Here is a 22,597-nt window from a genome sequence, read left to right on the forward strand (position 1 = left end):
GTTTTTTCATTTGGTGAAAAAAGGAGGGACGGACGTTTAGTCCGAACGAATATGGAGAAAAATTGGTATGTGGTCCATACGTATTCCGGATACGAGAACAAGGTGAAAGCGAATTTGGAGAAGCGTGTCGAAACGATGGGCATGCAAGACAAGATCTTCCGCGTCATCATCCCGGAAGAACAGGAAACAGATTTCAAAGATGGCAAAAAACGTACGGTCATGCGCAAAACCTTCCCGGGTTACGTGCTGGTTGAATTGATCATGACGGATGAGTCTTGGTATGTTGTGCGCAACACGCCGGGCGTAACCGGCTTTATCGGTTCATCGGGCGGTGGTGCGAAACCGACGCCGCTTTTAGATGAGGAAGTCGATTTCATCCTGAAACAGATGGGCATGGCTGCGCGCAAAGTGGATATCGACTTTGCAGTGGGCGATACCGTTGAAGTCATGGAAGGGCCATTTGCGAACTTCCAAGGGAAAGTCGAAGAAATCGACGAAACAAAAGGCAAAGTCAAAGTGTCGATCGATATCTTTGGCCGTGAAACAAAAATGGAACTTGATTTCGAGCAGGCCCATAAAATTTAAATACCCCTTGCTATTCTCTTAGGGAAGTGGTATTATTTCATAGGTCAGACTGTCATCAGACAATTTGTACAAGCTAATTAATTCTATCAACATAGTTGACAGAGATATTGAGTGGGAGGGGAAACCCTATTACCACATCACGGACTTAAGGAGGTGTGTTTCGTGGCTAAAAAAGTTATTAAAGTTGTAAAATTGCAGATCCCTGCAGCAAAAGCTAATCCAGCGCCACCGGTTGGTCCAGCATTGGGTCAAGCAGGTGTTAACATCATGGGCTTCTGTAAAGAGTTCAACGCGCGTACGGCAGATCAAGCAGGACTGATCATTCCAGTTGAGATTTCAGTATTTGAAGATCGTTCATTTACATTCATTACGAAAACTCCACCCGCAGCTGTTCTACTTAAAGTAGCAGCCGGTATTGAATCAGGTTCAGGCGAACCGAACCGCAATAAAGTAGCGACTGTAAAACGCGACAAAGTTCGCGAAATCGCAGAAACTAAAATGCCAGATCTAAATGCTGCTTCAGTTGAAGCTGCAATGTTGATGGTTGAAGGTACTGCTCGCAGCATGGGCATTACAATCGAAGACTAATACAGCAGTTGTTTTTGGATGGGTTGCGTGAGTTCAATATGAACCGCGCAGCCTTTAATCGTGGGAGGTTTAAACCGTTAGACCACAACAAGGAGGACGTTTAAAATGGCTAAAACAGGCAAAAGGCTGCAAGATGCAGCAAAATTGATCGACCGTACAAAACTTTACGAAGCTAAAGAAGCGATCGAACTTGCTAAAAAAGCAAGCACAGTAAACTTCGATGCAACAGTAGAAGTGGCTTTCCGTCTTGGAATCGACACGCGCAAGAACGACCAGCAAATCCGTGGAGCAGTAGTGCTTCCGAATGGTACTGGTAAAACTCAAAGCGTATTGGTTTTCGCTAAAGGCGAAAAACTTAAAGAAGCTGAAGCAGCTGGCGCAGATTTCGTCGGCGATGCTGAATATATCCAGAAAATCCAACAAGGATGGTTTGACTTCGATGTTATCGTAGCAACTCCTGACATGATGGGTGAAGTTGGTAAACTTGGGCGCGTTTTAGGGCCAAAAGGCTTAATGCCAAACCCGAAAACAGGCACAGTTACATTTGATGTAACAAAAGCTGTTCAAGAAATCAAAGCTGGTAAAGTGGAATACCGTGCAGATAAAACGGGTATCATCCATGCGCCAATCGGGAAAGTTTCTTTCGAAGACGGCAAACTTGCTGAAAACTTGGAAGCGATCTACGATGTTGTCCTTAAAGCTAAGCCATCGGCTGCTAAAGGCGTATACATCAAATCCCTAAACGTAACAACTACAATGGGACCTGCTATTAAAGTGGATACTTCTACTGTAGGAAAATAAGAGTTTGACAAACCATTTCCGCGTTGCTATAATTGCGAAGTTGTGAAATGCATATTTGTACCGCAGACAGCAGGGGCGCCAGCCGCTTAATTTATCCCTGCCGAGGACATGATGAATTCAGTTGACATCTTTTTGATGCTGATATTATGCCTCTGTGTCTGTATAGACCAGAGGCTTTTCTTATGGGCTGACGGTACGAATTGAAAAATCTATAGGAGGTGCCAAAATGAGCAAAGCAGTTGAAACGAAAAAAGTTGTCGTGCAGACAATCGCTGATAAATTCAATGCTGCAGCTTCTGTTGTAGTTGTTGATTACCGCGGTTTGAATGTTGCACAAGTAACAGAACTTCGTAAACAGCTTCGTGAAGCAGGCGTTGAGTTTAAAGTTTACAAAAACTCAATGACTCGCCGTGCGACAGAAATGCACGGTCTTGAAGCGATCAACGAACACTTGACAGGACCAAACGCAATTGCATTTTCTAACGAAGATGTAGTAGCTCCAGCGAGAATCATCAACGATTTCGCTAAAAAGAACGAAGCGCTTGAAATTAAAGCGGGTATCATCGAAGGCACTGTTGCATCTGCTGACGATGTAAAAGCATTAGCAGAACTTCCATCACGCGAAGGTCTACTTTCTATGCTACTCAGCGTACTTCAAGCTCCAGTCCGCAACTTTGCTGCTATTACAAAAGCAGTTGCAGACCAAAAAGAAGAACAAGGCGCTTAATAAGTTAGCCGGATAAGCACGACAAAAAAATCAACTTTCCATAGGAGGAAACTATAATGACACAAGAACAAATCTTAGAATCAATCAAAGAAATGACAGTTCTACAACTTAACGACCTTGTAAAAGCAATCGAAGAAGAGTTCGGCGTAACTGCTGCTGCTCCTGTTGCTGCAGCTGCTGCTGGCGGTGCTGCTGAAGAAGAACAAACTGAATTTGATGTAATCCTAGCTGCTGCTGGCGATCAAAAAATCAAAGTTATCAAAGCAGTACGCGAAGTTACTGGCCTAGGCTTGAAAGAAGCTAAAGCACTAGTTGACGAAGCTCCTAAAGCAATCAAAGAAGGCGTTACTAAAGAAGAAGCTGAAGAAGTAAAAGGCAAACTTGAAGAAGTTGGCGCTTCAGTAGAAGTTAAATAATTTCAACACCTTTTGAATAAGAAAGAAGCTCGTCAGTATTCACCGACGGGCTTTTTCTTCTTTTTAAAACCGGAAATTCCGGTGCGGCATTGTGCTGAGTTGATAAATGTAAGGAGGACTCCTTGTGTCACAGCATTATTATTCCAAAAATCCTCAAACAAAAAGCAATCCTCGAGAATGGACATATACATTGCGGGGCGAAGAATTTCATTTCCAGACAGATGCGGGTGTGTTCAGTAAGGGTGAGGTCGATTTTGGCTCGCGGCTGCTGATCGAAGCATTTAAAGATTCGGACTTGAACGGGCCAATTCTCGATGTCGGCTGCGGATACGGGCCGATCGGAATGGCCATCGCCAAAACAATTCCCCACAAAGAAGTTCATATGGTAGACGTGAATGCACGCGCCATTGAATTGGCTAAAAAGAATACAGAGAAAAATGGAGTGGCCAATGTTCGGATTTATGAAAGTGACGGACTGGCTGCTGTTGAGGCGGAAGGCTTTTCGGCGATCTTGACCAACCCGCCGATACGTGCGGGAAAAGATACGATATTCCGTTTTTACGAAGAAGCATTTGAGAAGCTGGAAAGTGGTGGATCCCTGTGGGTGGTTATCCAGAAAAAGCAGGGTGCGCCTTCGACGCAGGAGAAATTAGAGGGACTTTTCGGCAATTGCCGGCAGGCTGACAAGAAGAAGGGTTACTTTATTTTCGAAGCCAGAAAAGTTTGACTTGACAAATCCCTTGTGTTATTATAATGAAATGCAAAATTATTATTTTGAGGTCGTTTGCCCTTTTTGGGGCTTGGCATGGCGACAGAGCAAATCACGGGTATACCGAAAATGAGCTATTGTTTAGCCTCGTTTTCTTTTTGTCTTTTCGATATCATACACCATCCGGTGAAAATCGCAAAGACCTATAATCGTTTTATTGAGGGGTGAATAAGTTGGCAGGTCAACTAGTTCAGTACGGGCAACATCGTCAACGTAGAAGTTTTTCGAGAATTAAAGAAGTGCTCGATCTTCCTAACCTGATTGAAATTCAATCAGCGTCTTATGAGTGGTTCCTCGAAGAAGGGCTGCGCGAAATGTTCCGAGATATCTCGCCGATTGAAGATTTCACTGGAAATCTTTCACTCGAGTTTGTAGATTACAGTCTCGCAGAACCAAAGTATCCAGTTTCTGAATCGAAAGAACGCGACGTCACATATGCGGCTCCACTTCGCGTAAAAGTGCGTCTCCACAACAAAGAAACAGACGAAGTAAAAGAACAAGATGTCTTTATGGGCGATTTCCCATTAATGACGGAAACTGGTACTTTTGTCATCAATGGCGCAGAGCGCGTCATCGTTTCTCAATTAGTGCGTTCACCAAGTGTTTACTTCCACGACAAAACAGACAAAAACGGTAAAAGAGGCTTTGGAGCAACGGTTATTCCTAACCGCGGCGCATGGCTTGAATATGAAACTGACGCAAAAGACGTAGTCTATGTCAGAATCGACCGCACGCGTAAATTGCCAGTTACTGTACTTTTAAGAGCATTGGGCTTCGGATCCGACCAGGAGATCATCGAATTGCTTGGGGACAACGAATACCTGCAAAACACGCTTGAAAAAGACAATACAGAAAGCACTGAAAAAGCGCTTCTTGAAATTTACGAGCGCCTCCGCCCTGGAGAGCCGCCAACAGTCGAAAGCGCTAAGAGCTTACTTTACTCACGCTTCTTCGACCCAAAACGCTATGACCTTGCAAATGTCGGCCGCTACAAAATGAACAAAAAGCTTCACATCAAAAACCGTCTCTTTAATCAGACTATTGCTGAGACGCTGGTTGATCCGGAAACGGGTGAAATCCTGGTTGAAGCAGGCACGCTAATCGATCGCCGTGTCCTAGATCGCTTGATCCCTTACTTGGAAGCTGGAGTTAATTTCCATTCAGTTACCCAAAATGGCGGAGTCCTAGAAGGCGATGTTACATTGCAATCTGTGAAGATCTACGCGCCGAATGATGAAACTCAAAAAGAAATCAATGTTATCAGCAACGCTTACATTGAAGACAAGATCAAGCATGTAACGCCAGCCGATATCATTTCTTCTATTAGTTACTTCTTTAACCTACTTTACGGAGTTGGAAACACGGATGATATCGATCATCTTGGAAACCGACGTCTCCGTTCAGTAGGGGAGTTGCTGCAAAACCAATTCCGCATCGGTTTATCCCGTATGGAACGCGTTGTGCGTGAGCGTATGTCGATCAACGACACGCAAGCGATCGTGCCGCAGCAATTGATTAATATCCGCCCGGTAATTGCTTCCATCAAAGAATTCTTCGGAAGCTCTCAGCTTTCCCAGTTCATGGATCAAACAAATCCATTGGGCGAATTGACGCATAAACGCCGACTTTCTGCATTAGGACCCGGTGGTTTGACGCGTGAGCGCGCTGGATTCGAAGTACGTGACGTCCATTACTCTCATTATGGACGCATGTGTCCGATTGAAACGCCTGAGGGGCCAAATATCGGTTTGATCAATACATTATCAACATTCGCTAAAGTGAATAAATTCGGCTTTATCGAAACGCCTTACCGCCGTGTAGATCCAGAAACAGGCATTGTAACACCTCAAATCGACTATTTGACTGCCGATGAAGAAGATAATTACGTAGTAGCTCAGGCTAATTCGCGATTAAATGATGACGGTTCTTTTGTAGAAGATGAAGTGGTGGCCCGTTTCCGCGGTGAAAACACATTGCTTAAACGTGAACGCATCGATTATATGGATGTTTCGCCGAAGCAGGTTGTTTCGGTAGCAACAGCTTGTATCCCGTTCCTTGAAAACGATGACTCCAACCGAGCATTGATGGGAGCGAACATGCAGCGTCAAGCAGTTCCTCTATTAAACCCTGAAGCGCCTTTCGTCGGCACGGGCATGGAGCATTTGGCTGCAAGGGATTCAGGTGCAGCAGTTATCGCCAAGTTTGAAGGGATTGTAGAATCCGTTGAAGCACGCGAAATTAAAGTGCGCCGTATTGAAGAAATAGATGGCAAAGAAGTGAAGGGCGACCTTACTGCTTATAAATTGCAGAAATTTGTCCGTTCCAACCAAGGGACAAGCTATAACCAGCGACCGATTGTAAAAGTCGGGGACCGGGTTTCGCCTCGCGATATCTTAGCTGATGGACCTTCAATGGAACGCGGTGAAATGGCGCTTGGACGCAACGTCCTAGTTGCATTCATGACTTGGGATGGCTTTAACTATGAAGATGCGATCATCATGAGCGAACGACTTGTGAAAGATGACGTCTATACTTCTGTCCATATTGAAGAGTACGAGTCAGATTCTCGTGATACGAAACTTGGGCCAGAAGAAATCACACGTGACATCCCGAACGTCGGCGAAGATGCATTGCGCAACTTGGACGACCGCGGAATTATCCGTGTAGGGGCCGAAGTGAAAGACGGCGACATCTTAGTCGGCAAAGTAACTCCAAAAGGAGTAACTGAATTGACAGCTGAAGAACGTTTATTGCATGCAATCTTCGGGGAAAAAGCGCGTGAAGTACGCGATACTTCTCTTCGTGTTCCACACGGAGCAGGCGGAATCGTACTTGATGTGAAAATTTTCAACCGCGAAGATGGTGATGAGCTGCCACCTGGTGTAAACCAATTGGTGCGTGCTTATATCGTTCAGAAACGTAAAATTTCAGTCGGCGATAAAATGGCCGGACGCCACGGGAACAAAGGTGTTATCTCACGTATTCTTCCTGAGGAAGATATGCCATTTATGCCAGACGGAACACCTGTAGATATCATGCTTAATCCTCTTGGTGTACCATCACGTATGAACATTGGGCAAGTTTTGGAGCTTCACTTAGGTATGGCTTCACGCTCGCTTGGAATTCATATGGCATCGTCTGTATTTGACGGCGCCAATGAAGCAGATGTATGGGAAACAATGGAAGAAGCTGGCATGCCGCGCGACGGAAAAACCATCCTTTATGATGGCCGTTCAGGTGAAGCATTCGACAACCGTGTGTCTGTAGGGATTATGTACATGATCAAACTTGCCCACATGGTCGACGATAAATTGCACGCCCGTTCAACAGGACCTTACTCGCTCGTTACGCAACAGCCATTGGGCGGTAAAGCCCAGTTCGGTGGACAGCGCTTCGGTGAGATGGAAGTATGGGCTCTTGAAGCTTATGGGGCAGCCCATACACTTCAGGAAATCCTGACTGTGAAATCGGATGATGTTGTCGGACGCGTGAAAACATATGAAGCAATTGTCAAAGGCGAAAGCGTGCCAGAACCAAGTGTTCCTGAATCGTTCAAAGTTTTGATCAAAGAGCTTCAAAGTTTAGGTATGGATGTTAAGATGTTAACGATTGACGACGAGGAAATCGAATTACGCGATTTGGATGAAGAAGAAGATCTTCAGCCAGCGGATTCATTGAACATCTTGCCAATCGCAGATAAAGAAGCTTCTGTTGGAACAGTTGATTGATACATTTTGGAAGCGGATCGGCTTAACTGGCCGGCCGGCTTCCAATCACTTGGTCGCAAACGAGGAAGAGCCGTTCAGAAACTCGAGACAAAAGGGAGGTAGGCTCCTTGATAGATGTTAACAATTTTGAGTATATGAAAATCGGATTAGCTTCACCCGATAAAATTCGCTCATGGTCTTATGGAGAAGTCAAAAAGCCAGAAACAATTAACTACCGTACATTAAAACCAGAGAAAGACGGTTTGTTCTGTGAACGTATTTTCGGTCCTACAAAAGACTGGGAATGCCATTGCGGGAAATACAAGCGCGTCCGTTATAAAGGCGTAGTCTGCGATCGTTGCGGCGTTGAAGTCACACGTTCAAAAGTCCGCCGTGAACGCATGGGGCATATCGAACTTGCTGCTCCTGTATCACATATTTGGTATTTCAAAGGGATTCCGAGCCGTATGGGACTTATCCTTGATATGTCTCCACGCTCACTCGAAGAAGTCATCTATTTTGCTTCTTACGTAGTGATCGACCCTGCTGATACACCGCTTGAGAAGAAACAGCTTTTGTCTGAAAAAGAGTACCGCGCTTATCGCGATAAGTTCGGGAAAAAATTCCAGGCTGCAATGGGAGCGGAAGCAATCAAACGACTTCTTCAGGAAATCGACCTTGAGCGCGAAACCGACTCGTTAAAAGAAGAATTGAAAACTGCTCAAGGGCAGCGCCGCACACGTGCGATTAAACGCCTTGAAGTGGTTGAATCATTCCGCAACTCAGGCAATAACCCTGATTGGATGATTCTAGATGTTCTTCCGGTAATTCCGCCAGAACTGCGCCCGATGGTCCAATTAGACGGAGGCCGCTTTGCGACTTCTGATTTAAACGATCTATATCGTCGAGTGATCAACCGGAACAACCGCCTTAAACGCTTATTGGACCTTGGCGCTCCTAGCATCATTGTCCAAAACGAAAAACGTATGCTTCAAGAAGCTGTTGATGCGTTGATCGATAATGGGCGCCGTGGCCGTCCGGTCACTGGACCGGGTAACCGTCCATTGAAATCCCTTTCTCATATGCTTAAAGGGAAGCAAGGGCGGTTCCGTCAAAACCTTCTTGGTAAACGTGTTGACTATTCAGGCCGTTCCGTTATCGTTGTAGGACCGAACTTGAAAATGTACCAATGTGGACTGCCTAAAGGAATGGCAATCGAACTTTTCAAGCCTTTCGTTATGAAAGAACTTGTTGAACGCGGATTGGCACATAACATCAAGAGCGCGAAACGTAAAATCGAACGATTGCATTCAGAAGTTTGGGATGTACTCGAAGACGTGATCAAGGAGCATCCGGTTCTATTGAACCGGGCACCAACTCTTCACAGACTTGGTATCCAAGCATTCGAACCGACTTTGGTCGAAGGCAAAGCAATCCGTCTGCATCCGCTTGTATGTACAGCATACAATGCCGATTTCGATGGCGACCAAATGGCCGTCCACGTACCGTTATCTTCTGAAGCACAAGCGGAAGCGCGCCTTCTAATGCTTGCTGCTCAGAACATTTTGAACCCGAAAGACGGCAAACCGGTTGTAACTCCATCCCAGGATATGGTTTTAGGAAACTATTACTTAACACTGGAACGTAAAGGAGCTACTGGTGAAGGAGCTACATTCTCAGGTCCGGAAGAAGCGCTTGTCGCTTATCAGACTGGCCATGTGCATCTTCACACTAGAATTGCGATTCTTGCCGGGTCGTTGAACAACCCGACGTTTACGGAAGAACAAAACAAAATGCTTTTATTGACAAGTGTCGGTAAGATCATTTTCAATGAAATCCTTCCAAAATCGTTCCCTTATATTAACGAACCGACTGACTTCAATTTGCAGGTGGAAACACCGGCGAAATATTTCGTGTCGACTACGACAGACATCCGCACTTACATCGCGGAAGCTGAGCTAGTAACGCCGTTTAAAAAGAAAATTCTTGGAGAAATCATTGCAGAAGTCTTCAAACGCTTCCACATTACTGAAACTTCAAGAATGCTCGACCGCATGAAGAGTCTTGGGTTCAAATATTCGACTCAAGCTGGTATTACGGTCGGCGTTGCAGATATCGTAGTACTTCCTGATAAAGGCGAAATCCTGGTTGAAGCACAGGCGAATGTAGATAAAGTGATGAAGCAATTCCGTCGTGGTCTGATCACGGAAGAAGAGCGCTATTCACGCGTCATCTCGTATTGGAGCAGCGCGAAAGATGTTATTCAGGAAAAACTGATGGCATCTCTTGATAAGCTCAACCCGATTTATATGATGAGCGACTCCGGTGCCCGGGGTAACGCATCCAACTTTACCCAGCTTGCGGGTATGCGCGGATTGATGGCCAACCCGGCTGGACGCATCATCGAGTTGCCGATCAAGTCTTCATTCCGTGAAGGTTTGACGGTACTTGAATACTTCATCTCTACACACGGTGCACGTAAAGGCCTTGCCGATACTGCACTGAAAACAGCTGACTCAGGTTACCTGACGCGCCGTTTGGTAGACGTTGCACAAGATGCAATTGTCCGCGAAAACGACTGCGGAACTGACCGAGGCCTATTGGTGGGAGCATTGATGGAAGGGTCGGAAGTGATTGAAGAGCTGGACGAGCGTATTTTGGGCCGTCACGCGAAGAAAACCATCCGCCACCCGGAAACAAAAGAAGTTATTGTAGCGAAGGACGAATTGATTACACAAGATTTGACGCGCTTGATTGTTGAAGCTGGAATCAAAGAAGTGACAATCCGCTCAGCGTTTACATGTAATACGAAACACGGCGTTTGTAAGAAATGCTACGGAACGAACTTGGCGACTGGCGACGAAGTTGAAGTGGGCGAAGCAGTTGGTATCATTGCGGCTCAGTCAATCGGAGAACCAGGAACTCAGCTTACGATGCGTACATTCCATACAGGCGGGGTAGCTGGAGACGATATTACACAAGGTCTTCCGCGTATCCAGGAAATTTTCGAATCGCGGAATCCGAAAGGGCAAGCGGTCATTTCTGAAATCAACGGTACAGTTACCGAAGTGGATGAAATCCGTGAAGGCCAGAAGGAAATCACGATTCAAGGTGACGTTGAGACACGTAAATACTTGGCACCTTATAATGCCCGCCTTAAAGTGCACGTGGATGACGTCATCCGCCGCGGCGAAGTATTGACGGATGGTTCAATTGATCCGAAACAATTACTGCAAGTAAAAGACGTTCAATCTGTCCAAGTTTATTTGTTGAAAGAAGTTCAAAAAGTATATCGCATGCAAGGCGTTGAAATCGGCGATAAGCACGTGGAAGTTATGGTTCGCCAAATGTTCCGTAAAGTCCGTGTGATTGAAGCTGGAGACACTGAATTGCTGCCAGGATCACTTTTGGATATTCACCAATTCACTGAAGCCAACGTAAAAGCAGTGCTTGAAGGCAATTTGCCTGCTACAAGCCGCCCAGTTATTCTGGGTATCACAAAAGCTTCTCTTGAAACAGAATCATTCCTATCAGCTGCGTCATTCCAGGAAACGACTCGCGTCTTAACGGATGCGGCGATCAAAGGGAAGCGCGATGAGCTGCTTGGACTGAAAGAGAACGTCATTATCGGCAAACTTGTTCCAGCTGGAACAGGGATGCAGCGCTACCGCCAAATCAGGATTGCGCAAGCTGAAAAAAAGGCTCAGCAAGAGATTGTCGGAAGCGAATCATAATTTAATCTGATTCCGGAGAGTGCTTGAATACTCTCCGGGATTTTTTTAAGAAGACTGTTGACACTAGAACCTATGAATGATAACATGTTGAGGGTTGATGGTTTAGCGCTCTGGAACTTTGAGGATATTTAATATTCAATAACAAAGTGAACCAGGCATGCAAAGCAATCATCGGTATAAAGCAAACAGTAAAAGCATTAAAAAGCGGCATTGTCCAAGAAGCAATAGTGGCAACAGACGCGGTTGATCGAATGGCCGGACAGATTATTGAGCCAGCAAAAGACAAAGGCATTTCGATCGAATTTGCAGATTCACGATTAAAGCTTGGCAAAGTATATGGCATTCATGCCGATGCAGCTGCTGTGGCGATTACTGGATACCAGTTTTTGTGTAGAAAACACAAAGACTTTGTTTTTACCCAAAAAATGAACCACCTGGATATGTGGTATTAGAACACCTTTTGAGAGGAGGAAAAAATCGATGCCTACAATTAACCAATTAGTTAACAATCCCCGTAAACCGAAAAGCACGAAATCAGGCTCACCAGCGTTGAACAAAGGGTATAACAGCTTTAAAAAGTCTCAGACTAACGTAAGCTCACCTCAAAAACGTGGAGTTTGTACTCGTGTTGGTACTATGACACCGAAAAAACCTAACTCCGCATTACGTAAATATGCGCGTGTACGGTTGACAAACCAAATTGAGGTCAATGCATATATCGGCGGCGAAGGCCACAACCTTCAAGAGCACAGTGTAGTTCTTCTTCGCGGCGGACGCGTAAAAGATTTACCTGGTGTGCGTTACCATATCGTACGTGGAGCACTTGATACTGCTGGAGTTAACGGCCGTATGCAAGGACGTTCTAAATACGGAACAAAACGACCAAAAGTAAAAAAATAAAAAGTTAAAATAACGAAGTGATTTCGTTGAAAGGAGGAACATACATGCCTCGTAAAGGTCCTGTAGCTAAACGTGACGTGTTGCCAGATCCAATTTATAATTCGAAATTGGTGACACGCTTAATTAATAAAATGATGGTTGACGGAAAAAGAGGTACTTCACAAAAGATTCTATACGGAGCGTTCGAACTAGTTAAAGAACGCAGCGGTAAAGATCCGATTGAAGTATACGAACAAGCATTGACTAACGTTATGCCGGTTCTTGAAGTTCGCGCACGCCGTGTCGGTGGAGCAAACTACCAAGTACCAGTTGAAGTTCGTCCAGAGCGCCGTACAACTTTAGGTCTTCGCTACCTTGTAAACTATTCACGTCTTCGTGGAGAGAAAACAATGGAAGAGCGTTTGGCTAATGAAATTTTAGACGCTGCCAACAACACTGGAGCAGCTGTTAAAAAACGTGAAGATATCCACAAAATGGCGGAAGCAAACAAAGCGTTTGCTCATTATCGCTGGTAATTTCTTTCGAGATGTTTACATCTTAATCCGAAACGGAAGGAGAAAGACAACATGGCTAGAGAGTTCTCCTTAGACAAAACACGTAATATCGGGATCATGGCACACATAGATGCTGGTAAAACGACTACTACGGAGCGTATTTTATATTACACTGGTAAAATACACAAAATTGGGGAAACGCATGAAGGCGCTTCTCAAATGGACTGGATGGAGCAAGAGCAAGAACGTGGCATCACAATCACTTCTGCTGCTACAACAGCTTCATGGAAAAACCACCGTGTTAACATCATCGATACTCCTGGACACGTAGATTTCACAGTTGAAGTTGAACGTTCATTGCGAGTTCTTGATGGAGCTGTTACAGTTCTTGACGCTCAATCAGGTGTTGAGCCACAGACTGAAACGGTTTGGCGCCAAGCTACAACATACGGAGTTCCTCGTATCGTATTCATTAACAAAATGGATAAAATCGGTGCTGACTTCTTATATTCTGTAGGCACATTGCATGACCGCTTACAGGCAAACGCTCACCCGATCCAATTGCCAATCGGCGCTGAAGATGACTTCTCTGCAATCATTGATTTGGTTGAAATGAAAGCTAGTTTCTACGCGAACGATTTGGGAACTGAAATCACTGAAGGTGAAATTCCGGAAGAATACAAAGAGCTTGCCGAAGAATGGCACACTAAATTAGTGGAAGCTGTTGCTGAGCTTGATGAAGACTTGATGGAAAAATACCTTAGCGGCGAAGAAATCACTGTTGACGAACTTAAAGCGGGAATCCGTAAAGGAACGTTGGATGTTGAGTTCTATCCTGTGGTTTGCGGAACTGCATTTAAAAACAAAGGGGTTCAATTGATGCTTGATGCAGTAATTGACTACCTACCATCTCCATTGGACGTACCGCCAATGACTGGCGTTCTTCCGGATTCAGACGAAGAGGTATTGCGCAAACCTAGCGAAGACGAGCCATTCTCTGCACTAGCGTTTAAAGTAATGACAGATCCATACGTAGGGAAATTGACTTTCTTCCGTGTGTATTCTGGAACTCTTAAATCTGGTTCTTATGTACAGAACTCTTCTAAAGGCAAGCGTGAGCGCGTAGGACGTATCCTGCAAATGCACGCCAACTCCCGTGAAGAGATCGCTGAAGTATTTTGTGGAGATATCGCTGCTGCGATCGGTTTGAAAGATACATCGACAGGTGATACATTGTGTGACGAGAAAGCCCAAGTAATCCTTGAGCGCATGGTCTTCCCGGAACCAGTTATCTCATTGTCAGTTGAACCGAAATCAAAAGCGGATCAAGACAAAATGGGTCAAGCCCTTGCTAAATTGCAAGAAGAGGATCCAACTTTCCGTGCGCATACTGACCAGGAAACTGGCCAAACGATCATCGCTGGTATGGGTGAACTTCACCTTGATATCCTTGTTGACCGCATGCGCCGTGAATTCAACGTAGAAGCTAACGTGGGTGCACCTCAGGTTTCATACCGTGAGACATTCCGCAATACTGCTAAAGTTGAAGGCAAGTTCGTCCGCCAATCTGGTGGACGCGGACAATTCGGACACGTTTGGATTGAATTCTCTCCAAACGAAGAAGGAGCAGGTTTTGAATTTGAAAATGCTGTCGTTGGTGGTGTTGTTCCACGTGAATACATCCCAGCTGTTGAAGCGGGTCTGCGCGACTCTCTAGACAACGGTGTTATCGCCGGATATCCATTGATCGATATCAAAGCTAAATTGTACGATGGTTCTTACCATGACGTCGACTCGAATGAAATGGCATTTAAAGTTGCTGCATCTATGGCTCTTAAAAATGCTATCTCTAAAGTCAACCCGGTTCTTCTTGAGCCAATCATGCGCGTCGAGGTTGTTATTCCTGAGGAATACCTTGGGGATATCATGGGTGACATTACGTCACGCCGCGGCCGCGTAGAAGGTATGGACGCTCGCGGAAACGCGCAAGTGGTCCGTTCAATGGTACCTCTTGCTCAAATGTTCGGATATGCAACTTCATTGCGTTCTAACACGCAAGGCCGTGGTGTGTTCTCAATGCACTTCGATCACTATGAAGAAGTTCCGAAATCAATTTCTGAAGAAATTATCAAAAAAAATAAAGGTCAATAATTGAATTTTGATCTTTAATAAAGTATAAATAGTTTGTATGTCAGGAATAATAGGGCCCTATTATTCCGGCACTTCAAACTACCGAATAACTTACATTTTGAGGAGGATTTTTCTAATGGGTAAAGCTAAATTTGATCGTTCTAAAACACACGCGAATATTGGTACAATTGGTCACGTCGATCATGGTAAAACAACTTTGACTGCTGCAATCGCTACAGTTCTAGCTAAAAAATCAGGCGGGGAAGCTCGTTCTTACGCTCAAATCGACAACGCACCTGAAGAAAAAGAACGCGGTATCACAATCAATACTTCACACGTTGAGTATGAAACTGATGCTCGCCATTACGCACACGTTGATTGCCCTGGACACGCCGATTATGTTAAAAACATGATCACTGGTGCTGCTCAAATGGACGGCGGGATCCTAGTAGTATCTGCTGCTGACGGCCCAATGCCACAAACTCGTGAGCACATCCTTCTTTCACGCCAAGTTGGTGTTCCTTACCTAGTTGTATTCATGAACAAATGCGATATGGTAGATGACGAAGAACTTCTTGAACTAGTTGAAATGGAAGTCCGCGACCTTCTATCAGAATATGACTTCCCTGGCGATGACATTCCTGTCATCAAAGGTTCTGCTCTTAAAGCTCTTGAAGGCGAGCCAGAATGGGAAGAAAAAATCGTTGAATTGATGGATGCAGTTGATAGCTATATCCCAACACCACCACGTGATACTGACAAGCCATTCATGATGCCTGTTGAGGATGTATTCTCAATCACTGGCCGTGGTACGGTTGCTACTGGACGCGTTGAACGCGGACAAATCAAAATCGGTGACAACGTTGATATCATCGGTCTTACTGAAGAACCAAAATCTACAACTGTAACAGGTGTAGAAATGTTCCGTAAATTGCTTGACTATGCTGAAGCTGGCGACAACATCGGTGCACTTCTTCGCGGGGTTTCTCGTGACGACGTACAACGTGGACAAGTATTGGCTAAACCAGGCACAATCACTCCACACACTGAGTTCAAAGCAGAAGTTTATGTTCTTTCAAAAGAAGAGGGTGGCCGTCACACGCCATTCTTCACAAACTACCGCCCACAGTTCTACTTCCGTACAACTGACGTAACTGGCGTTTGTAACCTTCCTGAAGGCGTTGAAATGGTTATGCCTGGAGACAACATCGAAATGATCGTTTCTCTAATCTCTCCTATCGCACTTGAAGAAGGAACTAAGTTCTCTATCCGTGAGGGTGGACGTACTGTAGGCGCTGGCGTAGTTGCAACTATCACTAAATAATTTTCGCTAAGCGTAAATCCCCTGCTCATTTTAATGAGCAGGGGATTTTTTTATGGGCAGATTTTCTGTCTGTTTCCCCGTTGTATGAGGTATGTAATATATTGCATTCAAAATATTTTTTAGATTTTTTTAAATCTGTAAAACCCTTGGTACGACAACAATGAAAACGGATACATAAATTATTAATATTCTAAATAAACTAAAAACTATCAAAATCTTGATTGACACCCGCTAGGATAGGCGATATGATAACAACAATTTACTAAAAGAAAGCAAATACAGCGAACAATCAATAAAATATTTTGAAGAAAGAAGTGGGCGGCATGGGCGAACAGATGATTTATTTGAATGGTGAGTTTGTAAAAAAAGAAGATGCTAAAGTTTCGGTTTACGATCATGGGTTTTTATACGGAGACGGTGTATTCGAAGGGATTCGTTCATACAACGGAAACGTATTTCGATTAGAGGAGCATTTAGAACGTCTTTACGATTCAGCTAAATCGGTTATGCTCGAAATTCCTCATACTTTTGAAGAGTTGACAAATATTGTGACAGAAACATTGCGCCGCAACGAATTAAGAGATGCCTATATCCGACTGGTCGTTTCCAGAGGAGCCGGAAACTTAGGACTGGATCCTCTAAGCTGTCCAAGGCCGAGCGTGATTGTCATTGCGGAAGCTTTATCGTTATTCCCAAAAGCGTTGTATGAGACAGGAATTGAAATAGTATCGGTAGCTACACGGCGCAGCCGTTCAGACGTCTTAAGCCCAAAAGTGAAGTCACTCAATTACATGAATAATATCTTGGTTAAAATAGAAGCCAACCTGGCGGGTGTACCGGAAGCCCTTATGCTGAACGATCAAGGTTATGTGGCGGAAGGCTCCGCTGATAACATCTTTATCGTCCGCAAGAACAAACTGCTTACGCCTCCGGGCTATGTAGGTGCCTTAGAAGGCATAACGCGAAATGCCATCATGGAAGTTGCGAATGAAAAAGGGTATGACATGCAAGAAGCTGTTTTCACCAGACATGATGTTTATGTAGCCGACGAAGTATTCCTGACCGGAACAGCAGCGGAAGTCATCGCAGTAGTGAAAGTAGATGGACGGGTGATCGGAGAAGGTGTACCGGGTCCGGTTACAAACGATTTGCTTTGTTCATTCAGGCAGCTTGTGCAGGAAGACGGAGTCAAAGTATATGCTGATCAATTAAATGCGGTATGACAAAAATTTATAAAACAATTCAATGACGAGGTTAAAGTAAACGGAATAGGTATTCACAGAGAGCCGGTATTGGTGGAAGCCGGCAATACTATCGTTTTACGACATCCCCTCTGAGTGGAGTGCTGAACGGCTTCGGCCAAATAGGTATTCCCGGTGTCCAGCTAAGCAGTGGGCATCGTTATCAACGGATAAGCAAAGCTTATCCATGAGGCTGCAGTTGTGCAGTGAACTAGGGTGGTACCATGAAGCATTTTCATCCCTATGCAAAGAACATGTTTCTTTGCATAGGGATGAAAATGCTTTTTTTTATTTCACCGAAGACATAATCCAAAAGGAGGCGGACAGATTGGGAGTAAATGTGGAAGTAAGAGAAGTGGTTGAACAGAAACTGAAAGGCAGCGGTGCTGAGATCCTGATTCAATCGTTGAAAGAGCAGGGTGTCGAAGTGATCTTCGGTTACCCAGGAGGGGCCGTATTGCCAATCTATGATGCATTGCACAGAAACCCCATCCGTCACGTGCTCGCTCGGCATGAACAAGGAGCTATACACGCCGCTGAAGGATATGCAAGGGTGTCAGGGAAAACTGGCGTGGTCCTAGCGACCTCCGGACCGGGAGCGACAAATCTTGTGACTGGAATCGCTGATGCCATGCTCGATTCGCTTCCATTGGTAGTTTTCACCGGACAGGTTGCCAGTACGGTCATCGGGACGGATGCTTTTCAGGAAGCCGACATCATCGGCATCACGCAGCCGATTACGAAACACAATTACCAAGTGAAAAGTGTTGAAGATTTTCCACGGATCATCAAAGAAGCATTCTATATTGCTTCAACTGGCCGGCCTGGCCCCGTAGTGGTGGATATACCGAAAGACATTTCAAATGGACTGTTGATGAACTATATAGACGAAGAAGTTAATCTCCCAGGCTACCAGCCGACAACGCAGCCGAATTACTTGCAGATCCAAAAAGCGGCATTGGCGATAAGCAATTCAAGAAAGCCGCTGATCCTTGCGGGAGCCGGAGTCCTTGCTGCAAAAGCGGCACCGGAACTAAGAGAATTTGTGGAACGGCATAATGTGCCGATCACCAACACGTTGCTTGGTCTTGGAACCATTGATGGCAACCATAACCTATTCCTTGGAATGGCCGGGATGCACGGAACGTATACGGCGAACATGGCGATTTGTGAATGTGATGTGCTGCTGAATATCGGAGCACGATTTGATGACCGGCTGACCGGCAATCTGGCACATTTCGCACCGAATGCAAAAGTTATCCATATCGATATTGACCCTGCTGAAATCGGCAAAAATGTTCCGACTGCCATACCGATTGTCGCGGATGCAGGAGAGGCGCTGCGGGCGCTGTTAAACCAAGACTTCGAGTCGCCGGATACAGCCGAGTGGCTGGCAAGCCTAGCGTCAAATAAAACCGAATATCCATTGCAGTATAAGGCGGATAAAGAACGGGGCATCCTTCCCCAGCAAGCCATTGAATTGATTCACCGGCTGACTGGTGGAGATGCGATCGTCACCACCGACGTAGGACAGCATCAAATGTGGGCAGCGCAATATTATAAATTCAATCATCCGCATAATTGGGTGACTTCAGGCGGCTTAGGGACAATGGGCTTCGGCTTTCCGGCAGCGATCGGGGCACAGCTCGCACGGCCCGATGAAAAAGTAATTTCGATTGTCGGAGATGCCGGCTTCCAGATGACATTGCAGGAACTGTCGCTGCTGCAGGAACTGCGTCTTCCGGTAAAAGTCGTCATCATGAATAACCGGAGCCTTGGGATGGTCAGGCAATGGCAGGAAACATTTTACGAAGAACGCTATTCCCAATCGCTGATCCACGTGCAGCCTGATTTTGTGAAGATGGCTGAAGCGTATGACATCGCAGGATATAAAGTGGAAACGTTGGAACAGGCTGAAGCGGTTTTCAAAGAGGCATTTGAATCTGATGAGCCGTGTTTGATCGATTGCCGGACCGTGCAGATGGAAAACGTGTATCCGATGGTAGCACCAGGCAAGGGGCTCAATGAAATGATCGGGGTGAAGAGCGAATGAAGCGGGTTATAACCACAACAGTAATCAACCAAAGCGGCGTTTTAAACCGCGTGACGGGTTTATTGATGAAACGGCAGTTTAATATTGAAAGCATTTCGGTGGGCCATACGGAACAGCCGGGAATGTCGAAAATGACGTTTGTGGTCAATGTTGAGGATGCCGGCAAGCTGGAGCAATTGCTGAAGCAGCTCCAAAAACAGATTGATGTGATCAAAGTCAACGACATCACCGACAAGGCGATGGTCATGAGGGAACTGGCAATTGTCAAAGTGGTTTCTCCACCGGCTGTCAGAAACGAGCTTTACGCAATTGTCGAACCTTTCCGGGCGACGGTAGTGGATATGAGCAAAAACGTCACCACGTTCCAAGTGGCAGGCGACCCGGAGAAAATCGAGGCTTTTATCGATCTGATGAGGCCTTACGGCATTAAAGAAGTGACGCGGACAGGTGTTTCCGCTTTTGTTAGAGAAACCCAAAAAACGCCCGCAGCTCAATTATCGATTCTGTAAAACAAAAACCGAGGAGGAATTTAAAAATGGCGAAAATGTATTATAACCAAGATGTTAACGAACAGGTATTAAAAGGACGGACAATTGCGGTGATCGGATACGGATCACAAGGGCATGCACACGCGCAGAACTTAAAGGATTCAGGATTCGAGGTTGTTGTCGGAGTAAGACCCGGAAAATCATTCGACCAAGCGCAGGAGGATGGCATGAAAGTAGCTACTGTAGCAGAAGCGGCGGAAGCGGCAGATGTCATCATGGTATTGGTGCCGGATGAGCGCCAGACACAAGTTTATAACGACGAAATCAAACCGGCATTGAAAGCTGGAAAGTCACTGGTTTTCGCACACGGCTTTAATGTTCATTTCAACCAAATCGTCGCTCCGAAAGACGTGGATGTGTTCCTGGTAGCACCAAAAGGGCCCGGCCATCTTGTGCGCCGCACATACGAATCAGGTGCTGGCGTTCCCGCATTGATCGCGATCCATCAAGATGTATCGGGGCAAGCGCAGGAAACGGCGTTGGCTTACGCGAAAGGCATCGGTGCAACGCGTGCGGGTGTTCTTGAGACAACATTCAAGGAAGAGACGGAAACGGATTTGTTCGGAGAGCAGGCCGTGTTATGCGGCGGCGTGACGTCGCTGGTGAAAGCTGGATTTGAAACATTGGTGGAAGCGGGATATCAGCCAGAAGTGGCGTACTTCGAATGTATGCACGAATTAAAGCTGATTGTCGACTTGATGTATGAAGGCGGATTATCGGGTATGCGTTATTCAATCTCCGATACAGCGCAATGGGGAGACTTCGTATCTGGACCGCGTATCGTTGATGCAGATACAAAAGCCCGCATGAAAGATGTATTAACGGATATCCAGACTGGCAAGTTCGCCAAAGGCTGGTTGCTTGAGAACCAATTAAACCGTCCGGAATTCACAGCAATTGAAAAATCGGAAGAAAATCACCAAATTGAACAAGTAGGACGCGAATTGCGCGCCATGATGCCATTTGTCAATGAAGGGAAAAAAACAAAGGAAAAAGAGGTGGTCGCCAGTGCGCAAAATTGACATCTTTGATACGACGCTAAGAGACGGTGAACAATCGGCAGGCATCAACTTGAATACCGCTGAGAAAATCGAAATCGCCCGCCAACTTGAACGTTTTGGCGCGACGATCATTGAGTCAGGATTCCCAGCAGCCTCTCCGGGAGATTTCGACGCTGTGCAGCGCATTGCGGGCACGGTGAAAAATTCCATTGTTACAGGACTGGCGCGTTCGGTTGAAAGCGACATTTCAAGAGCTTGGGAAGCGCTGAAAGGCGGCGAACAGCCGCATGTCCATATTTTCATAGCGACTTCTCCAATCCATATGGAACATAAATTGATGAAAACGCCGGAACAAGTGATGGAAACGGCTATTGCATCTGTAAAATACGCGAAAAAATTCTTCCCGCTGGTCCAATGGTCGGCGGAAGATGCTTCAAGGTCCGACCCGGAATTTTTGGTCCGCATCATCCGCAAAGTCATCGAAGCGGGAGCGACCACGATCAACCTGCCGGATACAGTCGGATACGCCACGCCAGCTGAATACGGCGCCATGTTCAAATACGTGACGGAAAATGTCATCGGTATCGAAAACGTCAAATTATCGGCGCATTGCCATAATGACTTGGGGATGGCGACAGCGAATACGCTGGCAGCAATCGAAAATGGAGCGACTCAGGTGGAAGGGACGATCAACGGCATCGGTGAGCGCGCAGGCAACGTGGCGTTGGAAGAAATTGCAGTTGCCCTTCATATCCGCAAACAAATTTACGAGATTGAGACCGGCATCCAGTTGAAGGAAATCAAGCGCACAAGCCAATTGGTCAGCCAATTGACGGGCAGCTTGATTCAGCCTAATAAAGCGGTGGTCGGTAAGAATGCCTTTGCGCATGAATCCGGCATCCACCAGGACGGCATGCTGAAAAACCCATTGACCTACGAAATTATTACGCCAGAATTGATCGGCGATGCATCGACGCAATTGGTGCTTGGCAAACATTCCGGCAGACACGCTTTCAAAGACCGTGCTATCAAGATGGGCTTTGAATTAAGCGATGAAAAATTGAACAAAGCTTTTGTGGAATTCAAGAAACTGGCCGACAGCAAAAAAGAAATTGTCGAAGACGATTTGTTCGTCTTGCTGACTGATCAGCAAATAAACGATAAAGAAGTTCCGGTCTATGAACTGGAAAGTGTGCAAGTGCATTACGGCACAGCGAACATTCCGACTGCTACAGCTTCCGCGTATAAGCCGGATGGCGAACTGATACGGGATTCGGCAACAGGCGCCGGTTCGGTAGAAGCGATATTCAATAGCTTGGAACGGCTGGTGGCAGGTAAAGTCCACATTCTGGATTACCGGGTGACGTCGATCGGCAAAGGCCGCGATGCATTAGGTGAAGCAGTCATCAACATGACGTATAACGGCGAAACAGTGACCGGGCGTGACGTAGCGCAGGATGTACTGGAAGCGACGGCGAAAGCGTATTTGAACGCAGTGAACCGCCAATTGGTAAAGGCGGGGCAAAAACTCAGTGTCGCAGCAGGGTGACCCACAACACGATTGAAAGAGGAGGAATTT

18 protein-coding genes and 1 other annotated feature are annotated in these 22,597 nt (G+C 45.8%); all 18 genes read left to right on the plus strand.

Features of this window, described 5'->3' with window-relative positions:
* Positions 1-51: 51 nt before the first annotated feature.
* Positions 52-585 carry a transcription termination/antitermination protein NusG gene (nusG, locus tag AC4EHB_RS16395; protein WP_135500609.1) on the plus strand — a complete coding sequence of 178 codons (534 nt, stop codon included), beginning with the start codon at positions 52-54 and terminating at the stop codon, positions 583-585.
* A 162-nt stretch (positions 586-747) separates the two neighbouring features.
* The gene (gene rplK, locus AC4EHB_RS16400; RefSeq protein WP_033542812.1) at positions 748-1,173 is read left to right on the plus strand and encodes a 50S ribosomal protein L11; all 426 of its coding nucleotides are present in this window, start codon (positions 748-750) and stop codon (positions 1,171-1,173) included.
* 105 nt (positions 1,174-1,278) lie between these two features.
* A complete protein-coding gene (rplA, locus tag AC4EHB_RS16405) occupies positions 1,279-1,974 on the plus strand; it encodes a 50S ribosomal protein L1 (RefSeq protein WP_490976665.1) in 696 nt (231 codons plus the stop codon).
* 42 nt (positions 1,975-2,016) lie between these two features.
* Positions 2,017-2,164: a sequence feature (ribosomal protein L10 leader region), on the plus strand.
* Positions 2,165-2,200: 36 nt separating this feature from the next.
* Positions 2,201-2,701 carry a 50S ribosomal protein L10 gene (gene rplJ / locus AC4EHB_RS16410; RefSeq protein WP_490976666.1) on the plus strand — a complete coding sequence of 167 codons (501 nt, stop codon included), beginning with the start codon at positions 2,201-2,203 and terminating at the stop codon, positions 2,699-2,701.
* Between the two features lie 56 nt (positions 2,702-2,757).
* A complete protein-coding gene (rplL, locus tag AC4EHB_RS16415; RefSeq protein ID WP_490976667.1) occupies positions 2,758-3,117 on the plus strand; it encodes a 50S ribosomal protein L7/L12 in 360 nt (119 codons plus the stop codon).
* 124 nt (positions 3,118-3,241) lie between these two features.
* Positions 3,242-3,844 (plus strand): class I SAM-dependent methyltransferase, encoded by a 603-nt coding sequence (locus AC4EHB_RS16420; protein WP_490982074.1) that lies wholly within the window; start codon positions 3,242-3,244, stop codon positions 3,842-3,844.
* Between the two features lie 215 nt (positions 3,845-4,059).
* Positions 4,060-7,614: a DNA-directed RNA polymerase subunit beta gene (rpoB, locus tag AC4EHB_RS16425; protein WP_490976669.1), complete on the plus strand. Its 3,555-nt coding sequence runs from the start codon at positions 4,060-4,062 to the stop codon at positions 7,612-7,614.
* A gap of 107 nt (positions 7,615-7,721) precedes the next feature.
* Complete coding sequence (rpoC, locus tag AC4EHB_RS16430) at positions 7,722-11,327, plus strand: DNA-directed RNA polymerase subunit beta' (protein WP_490976670.1); 3,606 nt, start codon at positions 7,722-7,724, stop codon at positions 11,325-11,327.
* Between the two features lie 146 nt (positions 11,328-11,473).
* Positions 11,474-11,779, plus strand: a complete 306-nt coding sequence (locus AC4EHB_RS16435; protein WP_490976671.1) for a ribosomal L7Ae/L30e/S12e/Gadd45 family protein — start codon at positions 11,474-11,476, stop codon at positions 11,777-11,779.
* Between the two features lie 28 nt (positions 11,780-11,807).
* Positions 11,808-12,227: a 30S ribosomal protein S12 gene (gene rpsL, locus AC4EHB_RS16440; RefSeq protein WP_135500617.1), complete on the plus strand. Its 420-nt coding sequence runs from the start codon at positions 11,808-11,810 to the stop codon at positions 12,225-12,227.
* Positions 12,228-12,271: 44 nt separating this feature from the next.
* Positions 12,272-12,742 carry a 30S ribosomal protein S7 gene (rpsG, locus tag AC4EHB_RS16445; RefSeq protein WP_008432480.1) on the plus strand — a complete coding sequence of 157 codons (471 nt, stop codon included), beginning with the start codon at positions 12,272-12,274 and terminating at the stop codon, positions 12,740-12,742.
* Positions 12,743-12,793: 51 nt separating this feature from the next.
* Complete coding sequence (gene fusA / locus AC4EHB_RS16450) at positions 12,794-14,872, plus strand: elongation factor G (protein ID WP_490976672.1); 2,079 nt, start codon at positions 12,794-12,796, stop codon at positions 14,870-14,872.
* 115 nt (positions 14,873-14,987) lie between these two features.
* Positions 14,988-16,175, plus strand: a complete 1,188-nt coding sequence (tuf, locus tag AC4EHB_RS16455; RefSeq protein WP_490976673.1) for an elongation factor Tu — start codon at positions 14,988-14,990, stop codon at positions 16,173-16,175.
* Between the two features lie 323 nt (positions 16,176-16,498).
* Positions 16,499-17,398, plus strand: coding sequence for a branched-chain-amino-acid transaminase (gene ilvE / locus AC4EHB_RS16460; protein ID WP_490976674.1), 900 nt, complete (start codon positions 16,499-16,501; stop codon positions 17,396-17,398).
* Positions 17,399-17,744: 346 nt separating this feature from the next.
* Complete coding sequence (ilvB, locus tag AC4EHB_RS16465; protein WP_490976675.1) at positions 17,745-19,469, plus strand: biosynthetic-type acetolactate synthase large subunit; 1,725 nt, start codon at positions 17,745-17,747, stop codon at positions 19,467-19,469.
* Positions 19,466-19,978: an acetolactate synthase small subunit gene (gene ilvN / locus AC4EHB_RS16470; protein ID WP_135500622.1), complete on the plus strand. Its 513-nt coding sequence runs from the start codon at positions 19,466-19,468 to the stop codon at positions 19,976-19,978. The genes ilvB and ilvN overlap by 4 nt, the downstream gene beginning before the upstream one ends.
* 26 nt (positions 19,979-20,004) lie before the next feature.
* On the plus strand, positions 20,005-21,039 hold the full coding sequence (ilvC, locus tag AC4EHB_RS16475; RefSeq protein ID WP_490976676.1) for a ketol-acid reductoisomerase: 1,035 nt from the start codon (positions 20,005-20,007) through the stop codon (positions 21,037-21,039).
* Entirely contained in the window at positions 21,026-22,567 is a 1,542-nt protein-coding gene (locus tag AC4EHB_RS16480) for a 2-isopropylmalate synthase (protein ID WP_490982075.1), read from the plus strand. Before ilvC ends, AC4EHB_RS16480 begins: the two co-directional genes overlap by 14 nt.
* Positions 22,568-22,597: the final 30 nt, after the last annotated feature.

The sequence above is a fragment of the Planococcus sp. TJ-302 genome (assembly GCF_058268455.1).